We start from the raw sequence: 22,199 nt of genomic DNA, 5'->3' as shown, positions 1-22,199 counted from the left end.
GGGCGGGGGCGGCGGCGGGGCCGACGCCGAGCCGCGGGCGAGCGCGCCGCCGTGGGACGCGCCGGGACCGGACGCGCCGCCGCGCAGCGCTCCCGGCGGGGGCGGCGGCGGGGCGGAGGCCGCGTTGCGGCCGAGCCCGCCGCCCTGCGCCGCCTCGGCGGGCCCGGGGTGCACCGGCGCACCGGGCAGGCCACCCAAGCCGGGGCCGCCCGGGGCCAGCATGGTCGGCGCGTACTCCACGGCCGGACCGGCCGGCGGCACTGCGGGCGGTGCCGAGGGGGTGGCCGTCTCGGGGGCGCCGGGCAGGCCCATCAGGCCCGGGACGCCGCCCTGCGGGGCCAGCATGGTCGGTGCGTACTCCACGGCGGGACCGGCCGGCGGCACGACGGGCGAGGCCGGCGGTGCCGCGGGGGCGGGCGTCTCCGGCGCACCGGGCAGGCCCATCAGCCCCGGCATCGCCTCCGGCGGCGCCAGCAGCGTCGGCGCGGGCTCGGCCACCGGAGGCTGCACGGGAGCAGCTGCGGGCGCGGATTCCGGGGTGGGCGCGGACGGTGCCGGCGGCAGGCCGGGGACGCTCCTGGGCATCAGCGCGGTCGCGGCCTCGGAGCCGGCCGGCGGGGGCGCGTCGGACGGCTCGGAGCCGAGCGTGCGCAGGCCCTCGGGCATCAGCATGGTCGCCGCCTCGGAGCCGGCCGGGGCGGGCCCCGGCGGGACCGGCGGGGCCGACTGCACCTGCGGCGGGACGGACGGCTCGTCGTGGCCGGGCGGCGGGGCGAGCATGGTCGGCGCGTCCCCGGCGGGCCGGTCGGAGACCGGCGGCGCGACGAGGACGGCCGGCGGGGGCGTCGGCGGCCCGGTCGGCGGGGCCCACGAGGCGGCCTCGGCCGGGAGGCCGGTCGCCTCGGGCGCGGACTGCTCGACCGACGCGGGCGCCGGGGCCGGAGCAGGAGCAGGAACGGGCGCCGGGGCCGGGGCAGCAACGGGTGCCGGAGCCTGGGCCTCGCCCAGCCGCTCCGCCTCCGCCGCGATCGCCGCCGCGCCCGCCTCCTGCAGCCACTGCGGCGGGCTGAGCAGGAAGGACGTCGCCTCGACGGGCCCGGGCGCGGGCTTCGCCGCCCCCGCCGGGTTGGCCGCGACCGGCCGCCCGTACACCTCCTCGTACTGCCGGACGACCTCGTTGACCGGCAGCGCGGGCCAGAGCGTGCTCGCGCCGGAGTCGCGGGCGATCACCAGCCGCGCCCCGCCGGTCGGGCCGCCCTCCTCCGGGGTCCCGTCCGCCGGCTGCACCGCCCAGCAGACGAAGCCCAGGTCGAACTCCCGGACCCGCACCTCGCGCTGCTGCGACCCCGGCACCCCGCCGTTGATCCACTCGTCGGCGAGCTCATGCGCCTGCGCGTACGTCACCACGCCCGGTTCACCCCTGTCCCCATCCTCGTCGTCCCCGTCGTCCCCGTCGTCCCGGTCACTCGCCCGGGACGGCCCGGGCGAACCCGCCGTCCACCATCAGCTCCGCGACCGTCTCCAGCTCGGGCGGACTGCCCGCCAGCCGCAGCAGGAACTCGTCGAAGTCCTCGCCGCAGGGGAGCAGCAGCCGCTCGACCCGATCCTCCGGGGCCTCCGGGAGGCCGGTGTCGCGGGCGTCGTCGTACAGGTGGAACCAGACCGTGCCGATCCGGTCGCCGCGGACCTTGAGCGCGACGATGCCGCCCTGGGCGTAGGCGATGCCGAGGTAGTCCTTGGTGAGGTGGTCGCGCAGGCACTTGTTGGCGTACACGACGTCCGCCGTCCCGTACTCCTCGGTGAGGGTCAGGAACGGCTGGTCGAGCAGCATGCCCAGCTCGGTGTCGAGCGCGACGCCGACCGGGGCGCGGCCGCCGCCGAGCTTGAGGAAGCTGCGGTAGGCGCCCGGCAGCCGGTAGCCGAGGCGGTCCTCGGCGCGCTGGAGCAGGTCCTCCGGGACGCTGATCGGGTCGCTGCCGTCCAGGGCCAGCGGGAAGTGCACCGGCCGGCGCTCCTGGAGCGGGCGGGTGCCGCGCTGGCCGTGGTCTGCGCCGGAGGTGGCGAGGCCGCCGTGGTGCCGCAGCAGGGCCTTGACCTCGACCGGGACGAGCTCCATCCGGCGCCAGCCGGGGGCGGCCCGGCCTGCGACGTGGTGCCAGGTCCAGCCGGGCGGGGTCGCGACGGCAGTGTGCAGGTCGGCCCAGAGCGGGTGGCCCTCGGTGAACAGCGCGGCGTTGGCCGAGACGTAGTCGGTCAGCCGCAGCTCGTCCACGCCGAGGCCCTCCGGCGGGTCGGCGACCTCGGCCGCCGCGGCGGCGTACGGGGCGAAGTCCGGGTAGCCGTGCTCGTCCACCCGGACCCCGGCGGGGTAACGCTCCGCGCGGACCGGGTCCGGGAAGTGCACCACCTGACCTGCGTATGCCGCGTTCGGTGCGGCGGCGGCGCCGGGCCGACCTGTCGTCATCTGGGAGCCCCCACTGGCTGCTGCAAAATCGGTGCGTTTGCTGGACACCAGCGTAGGGGGTCACCCTCCTGGCCGAACCCCCGCACCTACGCGTGAGCCGCGCGCAGTGCCGCCAGCAGTGCCTCGGCCACCCGGACCTGCTGCGCCTCGGTCATCTGGGGGTAAAGCGGGAGCGTGAGCAGTTCGCGCGCGGCCCGTTCGGCGGTCGGGAAGGCGCCCTCGCGGTGGCCGAGGAAACGGAACGCGGGCTGGAGGTGCACGGGGACGGGGTAGTGCACCCCGGCACCGATCCCGGCGGCGTGCAGCGCGGCGAGCACCGCGTCGCGGTCCCGGCCGGGGCCGATCCGCACCGCGTACAGGTGCCAGACGTGCTCGTTGCCGGGGGCGGTGCGGGGCAGGGCGAGGCCGTCGACGCCGCCGAGCAGCGCGTCGTAGCGGGCGGCGGCGGCGCGGCGGGCGGCGTTCCAGGCGGGCAGACGGCGGAGTTTGGCGCGCAGGACGACGGCCTGGAGGGCGTCCATCCGGGAGTTGAAGCCGAGGCGTTCGTGGGTGTACTTCTCGCGGGCGCCGTGGTCGCCGATGAGCCGGACGGCGTCGGCCAGTTCGGCGTCGTCGGTGAGCACCGCGCCGGCGTCGCCGTAGCCGCCGAGGTTCTTGCCGGGGTAGAAGCTGGTGGCCGCGATCCGCCCGTACGTGCCGCGCCCGTGCTGCCGGGCGCCCTGGGACTGCGCGGCGTCCTCCACCACCGGCCGCCCGTCGGCCAGTTCGAGCAGCGGGCCCATGGGGGCGAGCTGGCCGTTGAGGTGGACGGGCAGCAGCGCGACGGCCCCGGGGAGCGCGTCGGCGGCGCGCGCGGGGTCGATCAGCAGGTGCGCCGGGTCGGCGTCGACGAGCACCGGGTGCAGTCCGGCCCGCAGGACGGCCTCTGCGGTGGCGACGAAGGTGTTGGCGGGCAGTACGACGCCGCCACCGGGCGGCAGGTCGAGGGCGCGCAGGGCGAGTTCGAGGGCGTCGGTGCCGTTGGCGGCGCCGACGCAGTGCCGGGTGCCGGTGAAGCCGGCGTACTCCCGCTCGAACCCGGCCACTTCGGGGCCCTTGACGTAGCCGCCGGACGCGAGGACGCGCTCGAAGCCGGCCCGGACCTCGGCCGCGATCTCGGCGTGGGCGGTGGCCAGGTCCACCAACGGGATGCCACCGGTGCCGCCGGTGCCGCCGGTGCTCCCAGCGCCCCCGGTGCGGCCGCTCACCCGACCACGACCCGCGGGGCCCCCTCGGCCCGGTCGGCCCCCTCGGCCCGGTCGGCCATCCCCACCGGAACGGTGACCCCGCCGAGTCGGAGGCTCAGCGAGGCCGCCTCCAGCAGCCGCAGCACCCGTACCCCGGCGTGCCCGTCGGTGAGCGGCGCGCGGCCCTCGACGATCGCGGCGGCGAACTCGGCCATCACGTTGCGCAGCGCCTCCTGCTCGACCAGCGCGGGCGCGACCATCTCGCCGACGCGGTAGGAGATCAGCGCCCGGTGCCGGATCGCGTCGGTGACCTCCTCGGGCGGGGTGAGGTCCACGCCCCGGTCGTGCACGGCGAGGCGGGCCTGCGGGTTGAGGTCGTCCCAGACGAGGGTGCGCCGGGAGCCGCCGATGAGCGTGGTGCGCACCTTCGTCGGGGAGAGCCAGTTGACGTGGCAGTGGGCGAGGGCGCCGTTGCTCAGCCGGACCGTCAGGTAGGCGACGCAGGCCCGCCCGGCGCCGATCGGGTCGGCGCCCTGGGCGGACACCCCGACCGGATCGACGCCGGGCGGCAGGACGAAGTCGAGGATGGCGAGGTCGTGCGGGGCGAGGTCCCACAGCACGTCCACGTCCGGCTGCACCAGCCCGAGGTTGATCCGCACCGAGTCGAAGAACTGGACGTCGCCGATCTCGCCGCCGTGCACGAGCTCGCGGATCCGGCGCACCGCCGGCGTGTAGCAGAAGGTGTGGTCGCACATCAGCACGAGCCCGCGCCGCTCGGCGAGTTCGACGAGCTCGGCGGCCCCGTCGGCGGAGGTGGTGATCGGCTTCTCGACCAGCACGTGCTTGCCGGCCTCCAGCGCGGCCCGGACGAGCCCGTGGTGCGCGGCGGCGGGCGCGGCCACCGCGACGGCCCCGACCCGCTCGTCGTCCAGCACCCGCCGGTACGAGGAGGTCGCGCCGACGGTGCTGTACTCCCCCAGCACCGTACGGGCCTTGGCCTCGTCGAGGTCGCACAGCCAGTGCAGCCGCAGCGCCGGGGTGTGCTGGGCGTTGCGGACCAGCTTGGGGCCCCAGTAGCCGGCGCCGACCACGGCGATGCCGACCGGCCGGGCGGGCACGGGCCGGGGCGGTTCGCCCGGGGTGGGCACGTGCCCGCCGGGCGCCTCGTTGACGTCCTCGGCCCCGTCCGGTCCGCCGTCGCGCCCCCCGTCCCGTCCCGACGTCGGAGAAGTCATCGCACGAGCCCCCTCGCTCCGGCACCGGGCAGGCGCACCCCGGCGGCCCCAACGGTCGGCGCGGGCACCGGATCCGGGCCGCCGCCGGGCGTCCCGGGCGGGCGGCCGCGTCCCCTTCGGCTCGCTGCCGGAACGGTACCGGCAGCCGCCGGGGCACCGGGGCGGTTTCGGTGGATCGACGGACAAGTCGTGACGGCTGCGTGCGGATTGAGCCAGTGTTCCATCGGGAGCGCGTCCTGAACCCGCCGGGTCCCGGCGCCCGTTCGCGCACCCCCGCACCCCGGTTGTACGGATGTCGGTGTCGTTTGACAGGCTTGCCCCAGGACTGGACCGACCAGTCCGGACCGTCAGCGGAGACCCTGCGGATACGGAGGCAGACGCATGACCACCGGTGAGCCGGCGGGCCCGCCCGTGCTGCGCCACCTCCGCGACAGCCTGCTGCCCGCCGTCGCCGCCGCGCTGTCGCTCAAGGGCGGCGAGGTGCACACCCTGGCCGGGGACAAGTCCGCCCGGCGCCCGGTCCTGCACCCGCTGGTCCGCGAGTTCCTGGACGGCCTGCCGGTCGAGCTGCGCGAGCGCTTCACCGGCCGCTGCCCGGAGGCGGTGCTGCTGTCGCAGTACCTGGCCACGGTGGACGGCAAGCGCTCCAAGCGCGCCGCCCGCAAGGCGATGAGCCTGCACGAGGCCCGCAAGGCGCTCAAGGGCTCCCGGATGACCACCGTCCGGATCCGCGAGGAGGACGACCCGGCGCACGGCACCCACGCGCCGCCGTGCCGCTCGTGCGTCCCGATGCTGGAGCATTTCACCGTGCAGAGCGTCGCGGTCGGGCCGCCCGCCCGCTGACCGCCGGCCCGCGCCGACGCCCTCCGTCGGCGCGGTGCCGCGTCCCTGCCGCCGTCCTGTCCCCGAACCACCGGAGCCCGTCCTGAATCCGCCCAGCCCGCCCCCGCCCCCGCCGGCCACCCTGGCCGCGGCCTCCCCCGGGCGGACCCGCCCGCGCTTCCCCGCCGACGTCGCCGCCGAGCTCAAGGCGGCCGGCTGGCACCCCGGCCGCTGGGAGATCCGGCGGGCCGAGGAGTGGGCCGACACCCTGGTGGGGCACGGCGAGCCGGCCGGCGTGCCGCACGCGGTGTTCCCGGCGGCGGTGGAGGCCTGGGCCGAGTTCGGCGGCCTCGCCTTCGACCTGTCCGGCGCGGGCCGCCAACTGGCCCGCACGCCGTTCCTGATCGACCCGATGTGCGGGCTGCACCAGCCGCGCACCCTGGCCGACCTCGGCCGCGCGCTCGGCAGCAAGGTCGCGCCGCTCGGCGAGGAGGCGTACGGACAGGCACTGTTGGCGGTCGACGAGGAGGGCCGCGTCTACAGCCTGGATCACACGGGAGAGTGGTTCCTCGGCCACGGGATCGACCAGGCGATCACGATGCTGATCCTCGGCACCGCCCCGGAACGGCTGCGCACCGCGGACGAGTACTAGGAACGAGCACCCCCAGCGCGGACGGGCGCCGCTACCGCAGCGGTTCGGCGCGGACGGCCAGCCGCGAGGGCAGCACCGCCTCGACCCGGAACCCGCCGTCCGCCTCCGGCCCGGCCGAGAAGGTGCCGCCGAGCGCGATCACCCGCTCGCGCATCCCGACCAGCCCGTTGCCCCCGCTCGGCAGCTTCGCCGCGCCGTGCTCACCGCCCGGGCAGGCGTTGACGACGCTGACCCGGACCCCGTTCGGCGCGTACGCGAGCAGGACGGACACGTCGGCGCCGCCGGCGTGCTTGTGCGCGTTGGTCAGGCCCTCCTGGACCACGCGGTACGCGGTCTGCTCGGCCTCGCCGGTGAACTGCTGCCGGCTGCCGCTGACCGTCAGGGTGACCGCCATCCCGGCCGCCCGGGACTGGTCGACCAGCCGCGGCAGCGCGGCCAGCGAGTCCGGTTCGGCCGGGCGCTCGTCGTCCATCCGCAGCACGCCGAGGATCTCGCGCAGCTCGTTGAGCGCCTGCCGGCCGACCTCGCCCATCAGCTTGGCGCTCTGCGCGGCCTTCTGCGGGTCCTTCGCGGCGATCCGCTCCAGCGCCCCCGCGTGCACCACCATCAGCGAGACCCGGTGCGCGACCACGTCGTGCATCTCGCGGGCGATCCGCGTGCGCTCCTCCAGCCGGGCCCGCCGGGCGCGTTCCTGGGCCTGTTCGGCCAGCAGGTCGAGCTCGGTCTCCAGACCGTGCGCACGGTCCTTGAGCGACTCGATGAGCCGCCGCCGCGCGCCCACGTAGAGGCCGGTCACCACCGGCGGGACGGTCAGGCCGACCGCCACCAGGACGGCCACCAGCACCTGGACCCAGAGCGGCGTCGGGTCCGGGGGGCCGTCGCCGCCTGGCAGGAGCATCGACACCAGCATGACGGTGACGGCCTCGGCGAAGGCCAGCGCCGACAGCGCGACCACCCGGCGGCGCCGCGAGGGCCACTCCCAGGTCTCGGCCAGCGTGTACAGGGCCACCACGAGCAGCACGACGCCGAGCATCCCGGGCATCGCCACCAGCGTCACCAGCACCGGCACGGCCGGCCAGCGCCGACGCAGCACCAGCGAGCCGCCCGCCAGCGCGCCGAGCACGGCGATGCCGGCCGCGCCGGCGGCGCTCAGGTGCGCGCGCGCGGAGAGGAAGGCGATGGTGCTGAGCGAGCACTCCACCGCGGCCAGCAGCGCCAGCCCGATGTCGAGGAATGCGCTGCGCGGTCGTTCCCACCACCAGAACGACCGGACCGGCGCGCGCTCCCCAGGCGACTTGCTCATGCCTGACAGCCTAAGGCGCAACCCCGTTCCCTCCCCACCGGGATGGCACCGGTAACTTCCCCAGACCTTCAAGTGGTCCAGACCACACGGCGGCCGCGGTGATCCTGTCCGCCATCCGGCCACCTCGCGGACACCGACCTCCCCGACACCTATGCTGGTCGCGTCGGACAGCGCGGTCCGCACGCGTCACACCTGCCACACGCGGGCGGACCTGTGACGATGAGCCGTTGCCGAACCCCACCACCACAGGGAGCCCAGCCGTGACCGCTCCGGTCCCCAACCCGGCGGACAGCCCCACCTCCGTCGCCGCCGCCGGCCCAGACGCAGACAACGCGGCCCTGCGCGCGGACATCCGCCGCCTCGGCGACCTGCTCGGCGAAACGCTGGTCCGTCAGGAGGGCCCCCAGCTGCTGGGCCTGGTCGAACAGGTCCGCCTGCTCAGCCGCACGGACGGCGAGGCCACCGCCGAACTCCTCTCCGGCATCGACCTGGATACCGCGGCGAAGCTCGTCCGCGCCTTCTCCACCTACTTCCACCTCGCCAACGTCACCGAGCAGGTGCACCGCGGCCGGGAGTTCGCCACCCGCCGCGCCCGGGAGGGCTCGCTGCTCGCGCAGACCGCCGACCAGCTCGCCGACGCCGACCCCAAGCACCTCCAGGACACCCTGGCCCACCTCGCGGTCCGGCCGGTCTTCACCGCGCACCCCACCGAGGCCGCCCGCCGCAGCGTCCTCAACAAGCTCCGCCGGATCGGCGAACTCCTCGAACGCATCCACCGCGAGCAGCTCAGCTCCGGCCTCGCCGCCGCCGACCCGGCCACCACCCCCGACCGGGCCGCCACGCGCCGCACCTCCCTGCAGCGCTCCGCCGACCGCCGCCTGGCCGAGGTCATCGACCTGCTCTGGCAGACCGACGAGCTGCGCATCGCCCGCCCCGAGCCGACCGACGAGGCCCGCAACGCCGTCTACTACCTGGACGAGCTCTACCGCGAGGCCGTCCCCGAGGTCCTGGAGGAGCTGCAGGAGGAGCTCGCCCGGGTCGGCCTCAGCCTGCCCGACGGCGTCCGCCCGCTCACCTTCGGCACCTGGATCGGCGGCGACCGCGACGGCAACCCCAACGTCACCCCGCAGGTCACCTGGGACGTCCTCAACCTCCAGCACGAGTACGGCATCAAGGACGCGCTCGCCGCGATCGACGACCTGCGCAACACGCTCTCCACCTCCGAGCGCCTGGCCGGCGCCTCGGCCGAGCTCCTCGCCTCGCTCAACACCGACCTGCACCTGCTCCCCGAACTCAGCCCGCGCTACAAGCGGATGAACGCCGAGGAGCCCTACCGCCTCAAGGCCACCTGCATCCGGCTCAAGCTGGAGAACACCCGTGAGCGCCTGGCCGGCGGCACCCCGCACGTCGAGGGCCGCGACTACCTCGGCACCCGCGAACTCGTCGCCGACCTGCGCCTGATCCAGGAGTCGCTGCGCGCCCACCGCGGCGAACTCATCGCCGACGGCCGCCTCGCCCGCGCGATCCGCACCATCGAGGCCTTCGGCCTCCAGCTCGCCACCATGGACGTCCGCGAGCACGCCGAAGCCCACCACCACGCGCTCGGCCAGCTCTTCGACCGCCTCGGCGAGGAGGCCTGGCGCTACGCCGACATGCCCCGCGAGTACCGCCAGCGGCTGCTCGCCAAGGAACTCCGCTCGCGCCGCCCGCTCGCCCCCACCCCGGCCCCGCTGGACGAGGCCGGCACCAAGACCCTCGGCGTCTTCAACACCATCCGCCAGGGCTTCGAGCGCTTCGGCGACGAGATCGTCGAGAGCTACATCATCTCCATGTGCCAGGGCGCCGACGACGTCTTCGCCGCCACCGTCCTGGCCCGCGAGGCGGGCCTGATCGACCTGCACGCCGGCATCGCCAAGATCGGCATCGTGCCGCTCCTGGAGACCACCGACGAGCTCCAGCAGGCCGACCGCATCCTCGACGAGATGCTCTCCGACCCCTCCTACCGGCTGCTCGTCTCGCTGCGCGGCGACGTCCAGGAGGTCATGCTCGGCTACTCCGACTCCTCCAAGTTCGGCGGCATCACCACCTCCCAGTGGGAGATCCACCGCGCCCAGCGCCGGCTGCGCGACGTCGCCCACCGCTACGGCATCCGGCTGCGCCTGTTCCACGGCCGCGGCGGCACCGTCGGCCGCGGCGGCGGCCCCTCGCACGAGGCCATCCTGGCCCAGCCGTGGGGCACCCTGGAGGGCGAGATCAAGGTCACCGAGCAGGGCGAGGTCATCTCCGACAAGTACCTGCTGCCCTCCCTCGCCCGGGAGAACCTCGAACTGACGATCTCCGCGACGCTCTCCGCCTCCGCGCTGCACACCGCCCCGCGCCAGGCCCCCGAGGAGCTGGCCCGCTGGGACGCCGCGATGGACCGGGTGTCCGAGGCCGCCCACACCGCCTACCGCGCCCTGGTCGAGCAGGAGGACCTGCCGAAGTACTTCTTCGCCTCGACCCCGGTCGACCAGCTCGCCTCCCTGCACCTGGGCTCCCGCCCGTCCCGCCGCCCCGACTCCGGCGCCGGCCTGGACGGACTGCGCGCCATCCCGTGGGTGTTCGGCTGGACCCAGTCCCGCCAGATCGTCCCCGGCTGGTACGGCGTCGGCTCCGGCCTCGCCGCCGCCCGCGAGGCCGGCCTCGGCGACGTGCTGGACGAGATGCACGGGCAGTGGCACTTCTTCCGCAACTTCCTGTCCAACGTCGCCATGACGCTGGCCAAGACCGACCTGCGGATCGCCCGCCACTACGTCGAGCAGCTGGTGCCGGCCGACCTCCAGCACGTCTTCGACCAGATCGTCGCCGAGCACGAGCTCACCCTGCGCGAGGTGCTGCGGCTCACCGGCGAGGGCGAACTGCTGGAGCACAACCCGGTGCTGAAGCAGACCTTCACCGTCCGCGACGCCTACCTCGACCCGATCTCCTACCTCCAGGTCGCCCTGCTGCGCCGCCAGCGCGAGGAGGTCACGGCCGGACGCCAGGAGGACCCGCTGCGCGCCCGCGCGCTCCTGCTGACCGTCAACGGCATCGCCGCCGGCCTGCGCAACACCGGCTGACGGCAGACGCGTTGAAGGGGCCGGTGTCCACCCCCGTCGGACACCGGCCCCTTCGTCTGCGCTCCTCTAGCGGACCTCGGCCACCTTGGAGCCGTACTTCGCCTTGATCTGCGCCCCGGCGGACTCCCACTGCGGAGTGTCGACCACCACCCCGGAGCCGTCGTTGGCGACCTGCACGAACTCCAGCTGCACGCCCTTGTCCTTCCAGTAGGCGCGGTCCCCGTCGATCCGGTCCTGGAGCTCCCGCAGTTCGGCGTACGAGCCGACCGCGGCGGTGAACTGCAGCTTGACGGTGGGCCAGTCGGCCAGTGCCCGCGTCACGGCATCGTCCAGGGCGCCGTCGCCCGGGACGCGCATCACGTAGAGGGTGTTCAGGCCGGGGTCGCGGCAGACGCCGAAGTAGTGGTCCGCGTAGCTCTCCGTCCCCACCTTGTCGACGGCCTCGCTCGCGCGCGCGAGGTCGAGCGCCAGCAGCTGGGCCGACGACAGCGTCGACGGCGAGCCCGTCGACGGCAGGCCCGACCGCGGTGTGAACGATGGCGGGGTGAACGACGGCGGGGTGAACGGGGGCGGGGTGAGCGACGGCGAACCCGGCGGCGTCGACGTCGGCGTGATCCTCGGCGGGCCCGTCGGCAGGTCGGTCGGGTGCCAGTGCTGGCCCGGTGTCCGCAGCGAGGACGGCCCCGCGTCGCACCCGAAGACCATCCGCCCCTTGCCGGAGTTCCGCCCGGCCGACGGCGACGCCGCCCCTCCCGTCGGTGCTCCGGCCGGCCCTCCGCCCACGCGCTCGTCCGAGGCCGTCCCCCCGCCGCCCAGCTGCGTCAGCGCCCCCGCGCCGACGGCCAGCACCGCGACCGCCGTCACGCCCCGCACCGCGCCCTGCTGCCGTGCCCGCCGCCGCCCGGCCGCCTTGAGCGCGGCCAGCGGCGGGCTGCCGCCGACCGCCGACGCCCGCAGCCCGAGCCGGCGGGCCAGCTCCTCCTCGAACCCGTCCTCAGCGCTCACGTCCCACCAACTCCTTAGCCGGTTCCAGTTCCTGCCGAAGCGTCCTGACCGCCCGCGCCAGGTGGGTCTTGGCCGTCGCCACCGTGCAGCCCAGTTCCTCCGCCACCTGCGCCACCGGCAGGTCGAGGTAGTACCGCAGCACCACCGCCGCGCGCTGGCGCCGCGGCAGCGCCCCCAGGGCCGCCGCCAACTCCTCGTCCCGCTCGGCCTCCTGGGCCGCCGGCCCGTCCGGCAGCGCGGAGGTCAGCACCTCGCGCCTGGTCCGGCGCCACCGCGAGACGTGCGTGCGGATCATCGTCCGGCGCACGTACCCCTCCGTCGCCGCCGGCTCCCGGATGGCCGACCGCTTGGCGTACACCCGCGCCAACGCGTCGTGCAGCAGGTCCCGGGCGTCGTGGACGTCGCCGGTGATCAGGAAGGCACCGCGCAGCAGCGCCTGGTACCGCGCCGCGACGAACTCGTCGAACGGGTCCCCGTCGACGCCCCCCGGGCTCATCGATTCGCGCTTCATACCCACAGGACGCCCCGCCCGCCGGAAACGGATGACAAGCCGGCGCCCGGATTCCGGGCACGCGAAAGGGCCGGGGCCCACGTGCGTGGACCCCGGCCCGTGAGCCGTTCTTCCCCCTACTCGGGCGATCCGCCGGCGCGGTGGCGCTTGAGCCACAGCGCGGCACCGCCGGCCACGACCACCAGGCCGCCGCCGACCGCCAGCAGCCCGGCGTCCGGCCCGACCGAATCGCCGAGCACCGGCGCGAACTGCGCGGCCGCCGGCTCCGGCGACGCCGCCTGGTCGGGCTCCGCCACCGGATCGGCGTGTGCCACGCCGCTGGACAGCAGCATCCCCGCCGCCCCCAGCGCACCGGCCGTGCCGATCCGCCGGCCGAACCGCCGCAACCGCATCACCCGGATCCGCCGCAGTCGGCGGACCGGACGCAATCTCCGCATCGAGCTACTCCCCAGGACCCGTTCGCGTACCGGGACCGACGCTATCCGATCGCGCACGGGGTTCTCACACCTATTCAGGTGTGGAACGTCAAGCGTTGTACGACTGTTGCCGACCCGGCGCGCCGCCCCGACCCCCGGTCACGCCGTCAGGAGTTGTACGTCCCCTGCGCCCGCTCCAGGCCTTCCGACAGCAGGGCCTCCACCGCGTCCGCCGAGCGGTCGACGAACCACTCCAGCTCCTTGCGCTCGGTACCGGAGAAGTCCTTGAGGACGAAGTCCGCGACCTCCATCCGGCCCGGCGGGCGGCCGATGCCGCAGCGGATCCGGTGGTAGTCGGGCCCGAGCGACTTGGTGATCGACTTCAGGCCGTTGTGCCCGTTGTCGCCGCCGCCGAGCTTGAGCCGCAGCGCCGCGTAGTCGATGTCCAGCTCGTCGTGGACCGCCACGATCCCGGCCGCCGGGACCTTGTAGAAGTCGCGCAGCGCCGTCACCGGGCCACCGGACAGGTTCATGAACGACATCGGCTTGGCGAGCACGACCCGCTTGCCGACCAGCCGCCCCTCGGCGACCTGCGCCCGGCTCTTGTGCGCCTTGAACTTGGCGCCCATCCGCTGCGCCAGCAGGTCGACCACCATGAAGCCGATGTTGTGCCGGTTCCGGGCGTACTGCTCGCCCGGGTTCCCCAGCCCCACGACCAGCCACGGCCCTTCGTACGCTTCTTCCGCCATGTCCCTACTCCTCGCCCTCGCGCTCCACGCCATCTTCCCGGACACACCGCTGCCCCGGCCGCTCCAGAGGGAGCGACCGGGGCAGCGGTCTCAAGCAGTCGTCAGCGCGAGGCTCAGGCCTCGGCGCCCTCGGCCTCGGCGGCCTCGTCCTCGGCCGGGGCGGCCTGGGCGCCGATGACCTGCAGCACGACGGCGTCGGCGTCGACGGCCAGGGTGACGCCGGCCGGCAGGACGATGTCCTTGGCGTGGATGGAGGCGCCGGCCTCCAGGCCCTCGACCGAGACGGTGACGGACTCGGGCAGGTGGGTGGCCTCGGCCTCGATCGGCAGCGCGTTGAGGACGTGCTCCAGCAGGTTGCCGCCCGGGGCCAGCTCGCCCTCGGTGAGGACCGGGATCTCGACGGTGACCTTCTCGCCGCGCTTCACGAGCAGCAGGTCGACGTGCTCGATGGTGCGCTTGATGGCCTCGCGCTGGACGGCCTTCGGCAGGACGTACTCGTCCTTGCCCTCGATCGGGACGACCAGCAGGGCGTTCGGGGTCTTGAGGGCCATCATCAGGTCGTGGCCGGGCAGGTTCAGGTGAACCGGGGCGTGGCCGTGGCCGTAGACGACACCGGGGACGAAGCCGGCGCGGCGGGCGCGACGGGCGGCACCCTTGCCGAACTCGGAACGGGTCTCAGCGGCAAGGCGGATCTCGGACACGACTGCACTCCTCGTGAAGAACGGCGCGGGGGTGCAGGCAACGCGAAAAACCGCCGGGACCACACCCTCAGTACGTTGGGGGTCACTCGGCGGCAACGACCTCTGCCAGGGTCCGGGGAACCGGCACCGGCAGCGCGTCGATCACGGAGCGGGCACCCGTCGAGCGGGCACACGGCATCCCTCGCCGAGCAGTTTCACGAGTCTAACCGCACCTGTGCCCTCCCGCGAAATCGACGGCGGCCCCGGCCCGTTCCGGACCGGGGCCGCCTGCGCGGGCCTTCGTCAGTGCACGCCCTCGAAGAGGCTCGTGACCGAACCCTCCTCGAACACCTCGCGGATCGCGGCGGCGATCGACGGGGCGATGGACAGCGTGGTGATCTTGTCCAGCTGGAGCTGGGCGGGGGTCGGCAGCGTGTTGGTGAACACGAACTCGCTGACCCGGGAGTTCTTCAGGCGGTCCGCGGCCGGGCCCGAGAGCACGCCGTGGGTGGCCGCGACCAGGACGTCCGCGGCGCCGTTGTCGAACAGCGCGTCGGCGGCGGCGCAGATCGTGCCGGCGGTGTCGATCATGTCGTCGACCAGGACGCAGACCCGGCCCTTGACGTCACCGACGACCTCGGCCGACAGGATCGTGTTGGCCTGGGTCATGTCGCGGCGCTTGTGGATGATCGCCAGCGGCGCGTCCAGGCGGTCGCACCACTGGTCGGCCACCTTCACCCGGCCGGCGTCCGGCGAGACGATCGTCAGCTTGTCGCGGTCGACCCGCTCGCCCACGTAGTCGGCCAGCAGCGGCAGCGCGAACAGGTGGTCGACCGGGCCGTCGAAGAAGCCCTGGATCTGCGCGGTGTGCAGGTCCACGGCCATCAGGCGGTCGGCGCCGGCCTGGCGCAGCAGGTCGGCGACCAGACGGGCCGAGATGGGCTCGCGGCCGAGGTGCTTCTTGTCCTGGCGGGCGTAGCCGTAGAACGGCAGGATCGCGGTGATGCTCTTGGCGGAGGCCCGCTTCAGAGCGTCGATCATGATCAGCTGCTCCATGATCCACTGGTTGATGGGAGCCGTGTGGCTCTGCATCACGAAGCAGTCCGCACCGCGCGCGGAGTCCAGGAAGCGGACGTAGATCTCGCCGTTGGCGAAGTCCAGGGCCTTGGTCGGAACCAGCTCGGTCCCCAGCGCCGCGGCCACCTCCTTCGCCAGCTCCGGGTGGGCACGGCCGGAGAAGAGCTTCAGCTTCTTCTCGCCCGACGTCGTGATCCCGCTCACTGCACCGTCTCCTCGCGTTTGCGGACGCTGAACCCCGACCATCCAACGCGAGCAGGCGCAGCCCGCACGCAAGATGGGTTCGGGGAATGTCGGTACGCCTGGACACGGGCGGTAAGCCCAGTGGCGCACGTATGTCCCCAAGGTTACGCGCCCGCGCAGAAACCGTCCGCCCCGGGACCGCCCCTCGGACGCCCGCGCGTCCCGTCAGGCTTCCGCCGCCCCGTCCGTCGCAACCTTCGCGGCCTGCGCCGATGCGGTCCCGGGGCGCTTGCGCTCCACCCAGCCCTCGATGTTGCGCTGCTGCGCCCGGCTCACGCCGAGCGCGCCCGGCGGAACGTCGGAGGTGATGACCGAGCCGGCCGCGGTGTAGGCGCCGTCACCGATCGTGACCGGTGCGATGAACATGTTGTCCGAGCCGGTCCGGCAGTGCGCGCCGATGACCGTGCGGTGCTTGTTGACGCCGTCGTAGTTCACCGTGACCGAGGCCGCGCCGACGTTGGTGCCCTCGCCGATGGTGGCGTCGCCGATGTACGACAGGTGGGGCACCTTGGCGCCCTCGCCGAGCTCGGAGTTCTTGACCTCGACGTAGGTGCCGACCTTCGCCTTGCGCAGCAGCTTGGCGCCCGGGCGCAGGTAGGCGTACGGGCCGGCGCTGGCCAGCTCGCCCACCTCGGCGCGGTCGGCCGTGGTGTTGCTCACAACGGCGCCGGCGCCGACCCGGGTGTCCCGCAGGGTCGAGTTCGGGCCGACCTCGCAGCCCTCGCCGAGGTGGGTGGCGCCCTGCAGCTGGGTGTTCGGCAGCACGACGGCGTCCGCCTCGTACGTCACCTGGACGTCGATCCAGGTCGTCGCCGGGTCGACCACGGTGACGCCCTCGCGCATCGCGCGCTCCAGCAGGCGGTCGTTGAGCAGGCGGCGGGCCTGGGCGAGCTGCACGCGGTCGTTGATGCCGAGGATGTCCCGCGGGTCCTCGGCCACGACGGCGCCGACCCGGTGCCCGGCCTCGCGCAGGATCTGCAGGGTGTCGGTCAGGTACTCCTCGCCCTGCGAGTTGTCCGTGGTCAGCTCGGCCAGCGCGGCGGTCAGCAGCTTGGCGTCGAAGGCGAAGACCCCGGAGTTGATCTCGGTGATCAGGCGCTGGGTGTCGGTGGCGTCCTTCTCCTCGACGATCGCGGCCACCGAGCGGTCCTCGTCGCGCAGGATCCGGCCGTAGCCGAACGGCTCGGGCACCACGGCGGTCAGCACGGTGACGCCGTTCTCCTGCTCGGCGTGCGCCCTGGCCAGGCGCCGCAGCGTCGCCCCGGTCAGCAGCGGCGAGTCGCCGGCGGTGATGATCACGGTGCCGTCCAGCACCACGCCGTCGGCGGCGAGCGCCTCCAGCGCCGTGCGCACCGCGTGCCCGGTGCCGTTCTGCTCGTGCTGGACGACCGGGCGGGCGGCCGGGTAGTGCGCCGCGAGGTGCTCCTCGACCTGCTCCCGCTGGTGGCCGACGACGACGACCAGCTGCCCCGGCGTCAACTCCTGCGCCGCCGAGACGGCGTGACCGACCAGCGTCCGTCCGCACACCTCGTGCAGCACCTTGGGCAGCTTGTTCGACTTCATCCGTGTCCCGCCACCGGCGGCAAGAACGACAACGGCGGCAAGCGAATTGGCACCCATGCGGGGAGGCTCCTCGGTCGGTTCACAGAGAGGGCAGAGCGGCCAGGGGCGAGGATCCGCACATAAGCCCTGGCAGTTCGAGGATAGTGCGAGGAAAGTGGCCGAAAAGCCACCCCCTGGCCCGCCGCAATACCGGGCCGGGGCCGCTCAGAGTGCTCCCGGAGGAGGATTCGAACCCCCATAAGCTGGACCAAAACCAGCTGTCCTGCCCTTAGACGATCCGGGACCGGCACGCCGGCCCGAAGGTCGCCGGAGGCGCGCTGGGGCAAGACTACGGGGTATGCGGCTCCACATCTACCTCCATGGCCGACCCGCGCCCGCCGCCGCGCGGTCCGTCTCCGGCGCGTGTGACGCTCCACCACCGGGACGGCGGTTCATCCATCCAGTCGGGTGAATTCACTCAAGCGCCGTGCGGCGGTGTGTTCCCTTCGCCACGGAACGCAACCTACGATGCCGTAGGTTACGGCACCGTAGCCTTCCCACCCCCGCCCGCAGAGGGCCCCCGTCGAGGGACGAGAACATGACCATCCAGGCCGGTGAGGCGCGCGCCGGTTCCACCGCGCCGCCCAGCGACTCCTCCGAACCGTCCCCCGCGATGCTGTCCGCCACCCGTGGCGGGGAGCGCCAGGGCTTCGCCGAGCGCCTCGCGCTCGCCCTCTTCATCGTCGTGCCGTTCACGGCCCTGCTGGCGGCCGTCCCGGTCGCCTGGGGCCGGGGCCTGGGCTGGACGGACGTGGCGGTCACCGTCGCCATGTACTTCCTCACCTGCCACGGCATCACCGTCGGCTACCACCGCTACTTCACCCACGGCGCCTTCAAGGCCGGCCGCCGGATGCGCCTCGCCCTCGCCGTCGTCGGCAGCCTCGCCGTCGAGGGCCCGCTGGTGCGCTGGGTGGCCGACCACCGCAAGCACCACCGCTTCAGCGACAAGGACGGCGACCCGCACTCGCCGTGGCGCTACGGGGAGAGCCTGCCCGCGCTGCTGAAGGGCCTGTGGTGGGCGCACATGGGCTGGATGTTCGACGAGGAGCAGACCCCGCAGCTCAAGTACGCGCCGGACCTCGTCAACGACCCCGCGCTGCGGCGGATCTCCCGGCTGTTCTGGCTCTGGACGTCGATCTCCCTGCTGCTGCCCGCGCTGGTCGGCGCGCTGGTGACGCTGTCCTGGCAGGGCGCGCTGTCCGCGTTCTTCTGGGGCTCGCTGGTCCGGGTCGCCCTGCTGCACCACGTGACCTGGTCGATCAACTCGATCTGCCACGCCGTCGGCCGCCGCCCGTTCCGCTCCCGGGACCGCTCGGGCAACGTCTGGTGGCTGGCCGTCCTCTCCTGCGGCGAGTCCTGGCACAACCTGCACCACGCCGACCCGACCTCCGCCCGGCACGGCGTCCTGCGCGGGCAGATCGACTCCTCGGCCCGGCTGATCCGCTGGTTCGAGCTGGCCGGCTGGGTCCGGGACGTCCGCTGGCCGGACGCACAGCGGATCGCCGCCCGCCGCGCCGCATGAGGGCGCGCTTCCAGCATGATGTAGGGGTGAACGGGAGCAGCGCAGACAGCACAGGCGGTCACGACGGCACGCGGACGGACGCGGCGCCCGGAGCGGCGCAGGCCCGTCCGCGTGCCGCTGCCCCGGCGGACGGGGCCGCGCCCCGGGGTGCGGCCGCGGCGGGGCCCCGCCGCCGCGGCGGGCGGGTGCGGATGACCGGCAAGCAGCGGCGCGAGCAGCTACTGGAGATCGGCCGGACGGTCTTCGCGGAGCGCGGCTACGACGGCACGTCGGTGGAGGAGATCGCCGAGCGGGCCGGGGTCTCGAAGCCGGTGGTGTACGAGCACTTCGGCGGCAAGGAGGGGCTGTACGCGGTGGTGGTGGACCGCGAGATGCAGCTCCTGCTGGACATGGTCACCGGGGCGCTGACCGGCGGGCACTCGCGCGAGCTCCTGGAGCAGGCCGCGTTCGCGCTGATGGACTACATCGACACCTCGACGGACGGCTTCCGGATCCTCGTCCGGGACTCGCCGGTGGCCCAGTCGACGGGCACCTTCGCCTCGCTGATCAGCGACATCGCGACGCAGGTGGAGGACATCCTCGGGCTGGAATTCAAGTCCCGCGGGTTCGACCCGCGGCTGGCCCCGATGTACTCGCAGATGCTGGTCGGGATGGTCGCGCTGACCGGGCAGTGGTGGCTGGAGGTCCGCAAGCCGGACAAGGCGCAGGTCGCGGCGCACCTGGTGAACCTGGCCTGGCACGGGCTGGAGGGCCTGGAGCGGCACCCGAACCTGGTCGGCGAGCGCAAGCTCTGACCGGCTGGTCTCCGGCCGGGTCCCGCGTCCCCGCCCGCCTACCGCCTCGTCGCGACCGCGAAGATCCGCCGGAACGGGAAGACCGTGCCGTGCGGCCCGGCCGGGTAGGCCTCGCGCAGGAGCGCCCCGTACTCGGCGAGGAAGGCGGCCCGCCGCTCCGGGTCGGCGAGCCGGGCGAGCACGGGCCGCAGGGCGGTGCCCTTCGTCCATTCCAGCACGGGATCCGGGCCGGTCAGCAGCGTGCTGTAGGTGGTCTCCCAGACGTCGGCGGCGCAGCCGGCCCCGGCGAGCACGTCGAGGTACCGCCCGGGCTCGTGGACGCCGGCGCGGGTGGCGTCGTCGCCGAGGACGTCGGCCCAGCGCGGACTGCGGCGCAGCCCGGCGAGCAGCGTGTGGCTGGGCGCGTCGAAGTTGCCGGGCACCTGGAAGGCGATGACGCCGCCGGGCCTGAGCGCCTCCGCCCAGCGCGGCAGGAGCGCCAGGTGGCCGTCGATCCACTGCAGGGCCGCGTTGGAGACGATCAGGTCGGGCCCGGCCGGGGCCGGGTCGTACTCCGCGGCGTCGGCGAGGACGTACGCGGCGCTCGGCTCGCCCTGCGTACGAGCGGTCTCCAGCATCGGGGCGGAGTTGTCGACGCCGGTGATCCTGGCCTGCGGCCAGCGCTCGCGCACGACGGCGGTGGAGTTGCCGGGCCCGCAGCCGATGTCCAGGATCGTCGCGGCGGGCTCGTGCGGCAGGGCGGGGACGCGGGCGAGCAGATCGCGCAGCGGGCGCGTCCGTTCGTCGGCGAAGCGCAGGTACTGGGCCGGGTCCCAGGCAGGAGCGGGCATGGCACACCTCGAAAGTATCTCGACATCAAGATATCTGCTTTTAGCCTCGCTGGCACATTTCTCGATGTCAAGAGACTTCACATCGACACATCCACCGATACACTGATCGTCATGGAGGACGAGGTCGACAGGCTGGTCGCAGCATGGCGCCGGGAGCGCCCCGACCTCGACGTGGAGCCGCTTGAGGTGCTCAGCCGGGTCAGCCGGCTCGCCCGGCACCTGGACCGCGCGCGCCGCACCGCCTTCGCCGAGCACGGCCTGGAGCCCTGGGAGTTCGACGTCCTGACGGCCCTGCGGCGCGCCGGCTCCCCCTACCAGCTCTCGCCCGGGCAGTTGCTCACCCAGACCCTCGTCACGTCCGGCACCATGACCAACCGGATCGACCGGCTCACCGGCAAGAACCTGGTCAAGCGCCTGCCCGACCCCGACGACCGCCGCGGCGTCCTGGTCCGCCTGACCGACGACGGCCGCGACCGCGCCGACCAGGCCCTCGCCGGACTGCTCGCCCACGAGCGCGAACTCCTCGCCCAGCTCACCGCCGGCCAGCAGGGCGAACTCGCCGGTCTGCTGCGGCTGTTGGTCGCCCCCTTCGACAACATCCCGGGCTGACCGGCGGATCGGCCCGCCGCCGCGGCCCCCGGCTCCGGCCGGGTCCGGCTCGTCTCAGCTGGTGGAGGCGACGGACGGCGGCGCGGCGGGCTCCGCGGGACTGACCCCCGCCCGGCGGGCGACCGCGACGGCGGCCAGGGTCGAGTGCACGCCGAGCTTCCCGAGCACGTTCTGCATGTGCGTGCGGACGGTGTGCGGGGACAGGTAGAGCCGCTCGGCGACCGCCTGCCGGCCCAGGCCCGCGACCATGCAGCGCAGGATCTGCTTCTCGCGCGGGGTGAGCGTGTCCACCAGGCGCTCGCTCTCGGTGCGGTCGCGCCGGGCGGTGGTGAGCTCCCGGATCACCCCGGTGAGCAGCGCCGGCGGCAGGTGCGTCTCGTCGCGCAGCACCCCGCGCACGACGGCGAGCAGCCGCGCCAGCGAACTCTCCTTCGCCACCCAGCCGGTGGCGCCCGCGTGCAGGGCCCGGGCGGCGCGGTGCGGGTCGTCGGCGGTGGCCAGGACGATCGCGCGCAGCCCCGGGTGGCCGCGGCGGACCCGGCCGAGCAGCGTGATCCCGTCCGGCGGCGGGGCGACCGGCCGTAGCTGGTCGGTGCGCACGTGCTCGGCGCGGACGTGCTCGGTGCGCTGGGGATCGGGCCGCAGCGGATCCGCCGAGCGTCCGCCCGGACCCGTCGGCGGCACGGCCGGGCGGCGCGGCGGCGCCACCACGGGGGGCGGGCGCCGGCGGGCCGGGTCCAGCGGCTCGGGACCCGCGCGCACGGGCTTGCGCGGGCCCGGCGGCACGGCCGCCTCGGAGCCCAGGTCGGCGTCGATCAGGACGACGTCGAAGGCCCGCCCCTCGACGGCGGCGCGTTCCAGGGCGCGCTCGGCGGCGGCCGCGCTGCCCGCCGCGCCCACCTCGACGTCGGGCTCGGCGGCGAGCGCCGCGGCCAGGGCCTCGGCGAAGATCCGGTGGTCGTCGACCACCAGGACGCGGATCCGCCCCATCGTCACTACCCCCCTGCTCAGACCGGCCCGAGCCCGGGGCGGGGACCGGCCCCGGCGCCCGCGGATGCGGCACTCCGTTCCGCCCGCCCACCGGTGGCCGGCGGGGCCGAACGCGCGCCACCCCCAACCGGTACCGCATTCAGCGTACGGGCCTGGGGACGCGCTCGTGGCGGTTTGGTGAAGTTTCGTCAGGAGGTGCGCGCGTGACTGGATTCGATCCGTCCGCGCCGCTTTCCGACCGGTGTCGCGGGGACGTCCGGGAGAACGCCGAGGCGCCGCCCCGGGAGGTCCTCCGACGTCCACTGGCTCGACGACGAAGAGGCGGTCCGCACCAGGTGGCGCACGCTCGTCACCGCCCGGCAGGGCGGTGA

General features: G+C 74.4%; 19 protein-coding genes, 1 tRNA gene and 1 pseudogene. 6 read left to right on the top strand and 15 right to left on the bottom strand.

All coding sequences use genetic code 11. From position 1 onward, the window contains the following. The 4 genes and pseudogenes from ACFXDE_RS30550 to ACFXDE_RS30535 form a co-directional block, all read right to left on the bottom strand. Positions 1-1,407: pseudogene (locus ACFXDE_RS30550) on the bottom strand (hypothetical protein); the annotation flags it as partial. A 55-nt stretch (positions 1,408-1,462) separates the two neighbouring features. Continuing rightward, complete coding sequence (locus tag ACFXDE_RS30545; RefSeq protein ID WP_380448953.1) at positions 1,463-2,464, bottom strand: HNH endonuclease; 1,002 nt, start codon at positions 2,462-2,464, stop codon at positions 1,463-1,465. Between the two features lie 86 nt (positions 2,465-2,550). Beyond that, positions 2,551-3,645, bottom strand: a complete 1,095-nt coding sequence (locus tag ACFXDE_RS30540) for a DegT/DnrJ/EryC1/StrS family aminotransferase (protein WP_380497902.1) — start codon at positions 3,643-3,645, stop codon at positions 2,551-2,553. Between the two features lie 62 nt (positions 3,646-3,707). Beyond that, entirely contained in the window at positions 3,708-4,925 is a 1,218-nt protein-coding gene (locus ACFXDE_RS30535) for a Gfo/Idh/MocA family protein (RefSeq protein ID WP_380497901.1), read from the bottom strand. 381 nt (positions 4,926-5,306) lie between these two features. Here ACFXDE_RS30535 and ACFXDE_RS30530 point away from each other — a divergent pair, with 381 nt between their 5' ends. Continuing rightward, positions 5,307-5,768, top strand: coding sequence for a YwqJ-related putative deaminase (locus tag ACFXDE_RS30530; RefSeq protein ID WP_380448959.1), 462 nt, complete (start codon positions 5,307-5,309; stop codon positions 5,766-5,768). Positions 5,769-5,802: 34 nt separating this feature from the next. Continuing rightward, positions 5,803-6,399, top strand: a complete 597-nt coding sequence (locus ACFXDE_RS30525; RefSeq protein ID WP_380448961.1) for an SUKH-3 domain-containing protein — start codon at positions 5,803-5,805, stop codon at positions 6,397-6,399. 31 nt (positions 6,400-6,430) lie between these two features. Here ACFXDE_RS30525 and ACFXDE_RS30520 read toward each other — a convergent pair whose 3' ends face one another. Further along, positions 6,431-7,702, bottom strand: coding sequence for a sensor histidine kinase (locus ACFXDE_RS30520; protein WP_380444309.1), 1,272 nt, complete (start codon positions 7,700-7,702; stop codon positions 6,431-6,433). Positions 7,703-8,040: 338 nt separating this feature from the next. Here ACFXDE_RS30520 and ppc point away from each other — a divergent pair, with 338 nt between their 5' ends. Next, positions 8,041-10,800 carry a phosphoenolpyruvate carboxylase gene (gene ppc, locus ACFXDE_RS30515; RefSeq protein ID WP_380444313.1) on the top strand — a complete coding sequence of 920 codons (2,760 nt, stop codon included), beginning with the start codon at positions 8,041-8,043 and terminating at the stop codon, positions 10,798-10,800. Between the two features lie 66 nt (positions 10,801-10,866). Here ppc and ACFXDE_RS30510 read toward each other — a convergent pair whose 3' ends face one another. The 8 genes from ACFXDE_RS30510 to ACFXDE_RS30475 form a co-directional block, all read right to left on the bottom strand. After that, positions 10,867-11,805 (bottom strand): hypothetical protein, encoded by a 939-nt coding sequence (locus ACFXDE_RS30510; protein WP_380497900.1) that lies wholly within the window; start codon positions 11,803-11,805, stop codon positions 10,867-10,869. Next, positions 11,795-12,316 (bottom strand): SigE family RNA polymerase sigma factor, encoded by a 522-nt coding sequence (locus tag ACFXDE_RS30505; RefSeq protein WP_380444305.1) that lies wholly within the window; start codon positions 12,314-12,316, stop codon positions 11,795-11,797. The genes ACFXDE_RS30510 and ACFXDE_RS30505 overlap by 11 nt, the downstream gene beginning before the upstream one ends. Before the next feature lie 116 nt (positions 12,317-12,432). Beyond that, on the bottom strand, positions 12,433-12,753 hold the full coding sequence (locus tag ACFXDE_RS30500; RefSeq protein WP_380444303.1) for a hypothetical protein: 321 nt from the start codon (positions 12,751-12,753) through the stop codon (positions 12,433-12,435). A 146-nt stretch (positions 12,754-12,899) separates the two neighbouring features. After that, positions 12,900-13,481: an aminoacyl-tRNA hydrolase gene (gene pth / locus ACFXDE_RS30495; protein WP_380497899.1), complete on the bottom strand. Its 582-nt coding sequence runs from the start codon at positions 13,479-13,481 to the stop codon at positions 12,900-12,902. A 113-nt stretch (positions 13,482-13,594) separates the two neighbouring features. Beyond that, on the bottom strand, positions 13,595-14,182 hold the full coding sequence (locus ACFXDE_RS30490) for a 50S ribosomal protein L25/general stress protein Ctc (RefSeq protein ID WP_380444299.1): 588 nt from the start codon (positions 14,180-14,182) through the stop codon (positions 13,595-13,597). A 282-nt stretch (positions 14,183-14,464) separates the two neighbouring features. Further along, positions 14,465-15,442, bottom strand: a complete 978-nt coding sequence (locus tag ACFXDE_RS30485) for a ribose-phosphate diphosphokinase (RefSeq protein WP_380444297.1) — start codon at positions 15,440-15,442, stop codon at positions 14,465-14,467. A 204-nt stretch (positions 15,443-15,646) separates the two neighbouring features. Continuing rightward, positions 15,647-17,101: a bifunctional UDP-N-acetylglucosamine diphosphorylase/glucosamine-1-phosphate N-acetyltransferase GlmU gene (glmU, locus tag ACFXDE_RS30480; RefSeq protein WP_380444296.1), complete on the bottom strand. Its 1,455-nt coding sequence runs from the start codon at positions 17,099-17,101 to the stop codon at positions 15,647-15,649. Positions 17,102-17,256: 155 nt separating this feature from the next. Continuing rightward, positions 17,257-17,327 (bottom strand) — tRNA-Gln (locus tag ACFXDE_RS30475). A gap of 294 nt (positions 17,328-17,621) precedes the next feature. Between ACFXDE_RS30475 and ACFXDE_RS30470 the strand changes: the two genes are divergently transcribed. Together ACFXDE_RS30470 and ACFXDE_RS30465 are read left to right on the top strand one after the other, a co-directional pair. Further along, positions 17,622-18,605 (top strand): acyl-CoA desaturase, encoded by a 984-nt coding sequence (locus tag ACFXDE_RS30470; protein WP_380497898.1) that lies wholly within the window; start codon positions 17,622-17,624, stop codon positions 18,603-18,605. A gap of 191 nt (positions 18,606-18,796) precedes the next feature. After that, positions 18,797-19,399, top strand: a complete 603-nt coding sequence (locus ACFXDE_RS30465) for a TetR/AcrR family transcriptional regulator (protein WP_359968129.1) — start codon at positions 18,797-18,799, stop codon at positions 19,397-19,399. A gap of 38 nt (positions 19,400-19,437) precedes the next feature. On the opposite strand, the gene ACFXDE_RS30460 is transcribed toward ACFXDE_RS30465, so the two are convergent. Continuing rightward, positions 19,438-20,229, bottom strand: coding sequence for a methyltransferase domain-containing protein (locus ACFXDE_RS30460; protein WP_380497897.1), 792 nt, complete (start codon positions 20,227-20,229; stop codon positions 19,438-19,440). A 111-nt stretch (positions 20,230-20,340) separates the two neighbouring features. Here ACFXDE_RS30460 and ACFXDE_RS30455 point away from each other — a divergent pair, with 111 nt between their 5' ends. Beyond that, on the top strand, positions 20,341-20,838 hold the full coding sequence (locus ACFXDE_RS30455; protein ID WP_380444288.1) for a MarR family winged helix-turn-helix transcriptional regulator: 498 nt from the start codon (positions 20,341-20,343) through the stop codon (positions 20,836-20,838). Between the two features lie 54 nt (positions 20,839-20,892). On the opposite strand, the gene ACFXDE_RS30450 is transcribed toward ACFXDE_RS30455, so the two are convergent. Then, positions 20,893-21,828, bottom strand: coding sequence for a LuxR C-terminal-related transcriptional regulator (locus ACFXDE_RS30450; protein WP_380444286.1), 936 nt, complete (start codon positions 21,826-21,828; stop codon positions 20,893-20,895). Between the last annotated feature and the right edge of the window lie 371 nt (positions 21,829-22,199).

The organism is Kitasatospora sp. NPDC059408, assembly GCF_042751525.1.
GTDB lineage: Bacteria > Actinomycetota > Actinomycetes > Streptomycetales > Streptomycetaceae > Kitasatospora.
The sequence above is the reverse complement of the archived record's forward strand: the minus strand, read 5'-3'. Positions and strand labels throughout refer to the sequence as shown.

Coding starts and splice junctions, on each gene's coding strand:
- ACFXDE_RS30530 (WP_380448959.1), top strand. CDS start 5,307: ATGACCACCGGTGAGCCGGCGGGCCCGCCCGTGCTGCGCCACCTCCGC.
- glmU (WP_380444296.1), bottom strand. CDS start 17,101: ATGGGTGCCAATTCGCTTGCCGCCGTTGTCGTTCTTGCCGCCGGTGGC.
- ACFXDE_RS30545 (WP_380448953.1), bottom strand. CDS start 2,464: ATGACGACAGGTCGGCCCGGCGCCGCCGCCGCACCGAACGCGGCATAC.
- ACFXDE_RS30450 (WP_380444286.1), bottom strand. CDS start 21,828: ATGGGGCGGATCCGCGTCCTGGTGGTCGACGACCACCGGATCTTCGCC.
- ACFXDE_RS30505 (WP_380444305.1), bottom strand. CDS start 12,316: ATGAAGCGCGAATCGATGAGCCCGGGGGGCGTCGACGGGGACCCGTTC.
- ACFXDE_RS30500 (WP_380444303.1), bottom strand. CDS start 12,753: ATGCGGAGATTGCGTCCGGTCCGCCGACTGCGGCGGATCCGGGTGATG.
- ACFXDE_RS30465 (WP_359968129.1), top strand. CDS start 18,797: ATGACCGGCAAGCAGCGGCGCGAGCAGCTACTGGAGATCGGCCGGACG.
- ACFXDE_RS30470 (WP_380497898.1), top strand. CDS start 17,622: ATGACCATCCAGGCCGGTGAGGCGCGCGCCGGTTCCACCGCGCCGCCC.
- ACFXDE_RS30455 (WP_380444288.1), top strand. CDS start 20,341: ATGGAGGACGAGGTCGACAGGCTGGTCGCAGCATGGCGCCGGGAGCGC.
- ACFXDE_RS30520 (WP_380444309.1), bottom strand. CDS start 7,702: ATGAGCAAGTCGCCTGGGGAGCGCGCGCCGGTCCGGTCGTTCTGGTGG.
- pth (WP_380497899.1), bottom strand. CDS start 13,481: ATGGCGGAAGAAGCGTACGAAGGGCCGTGGCTGGTCGTGGGGCTGGGG.
- ACFXDE_RS30535 (WP_380497901.1), bottom strand. CDS start 4,925: ATGACTTCTCCGACGTCGGGACGGGACGGGGGGCGCGACGGCGGACCG.
- ACFXDE_RS30460 (WP_380497897.1), bottom strand. CDS start 20,229: ATGCCCGCTCCTGCCTGGGACCCGGCCCAGTACCTGCGCTTCGCCGAC.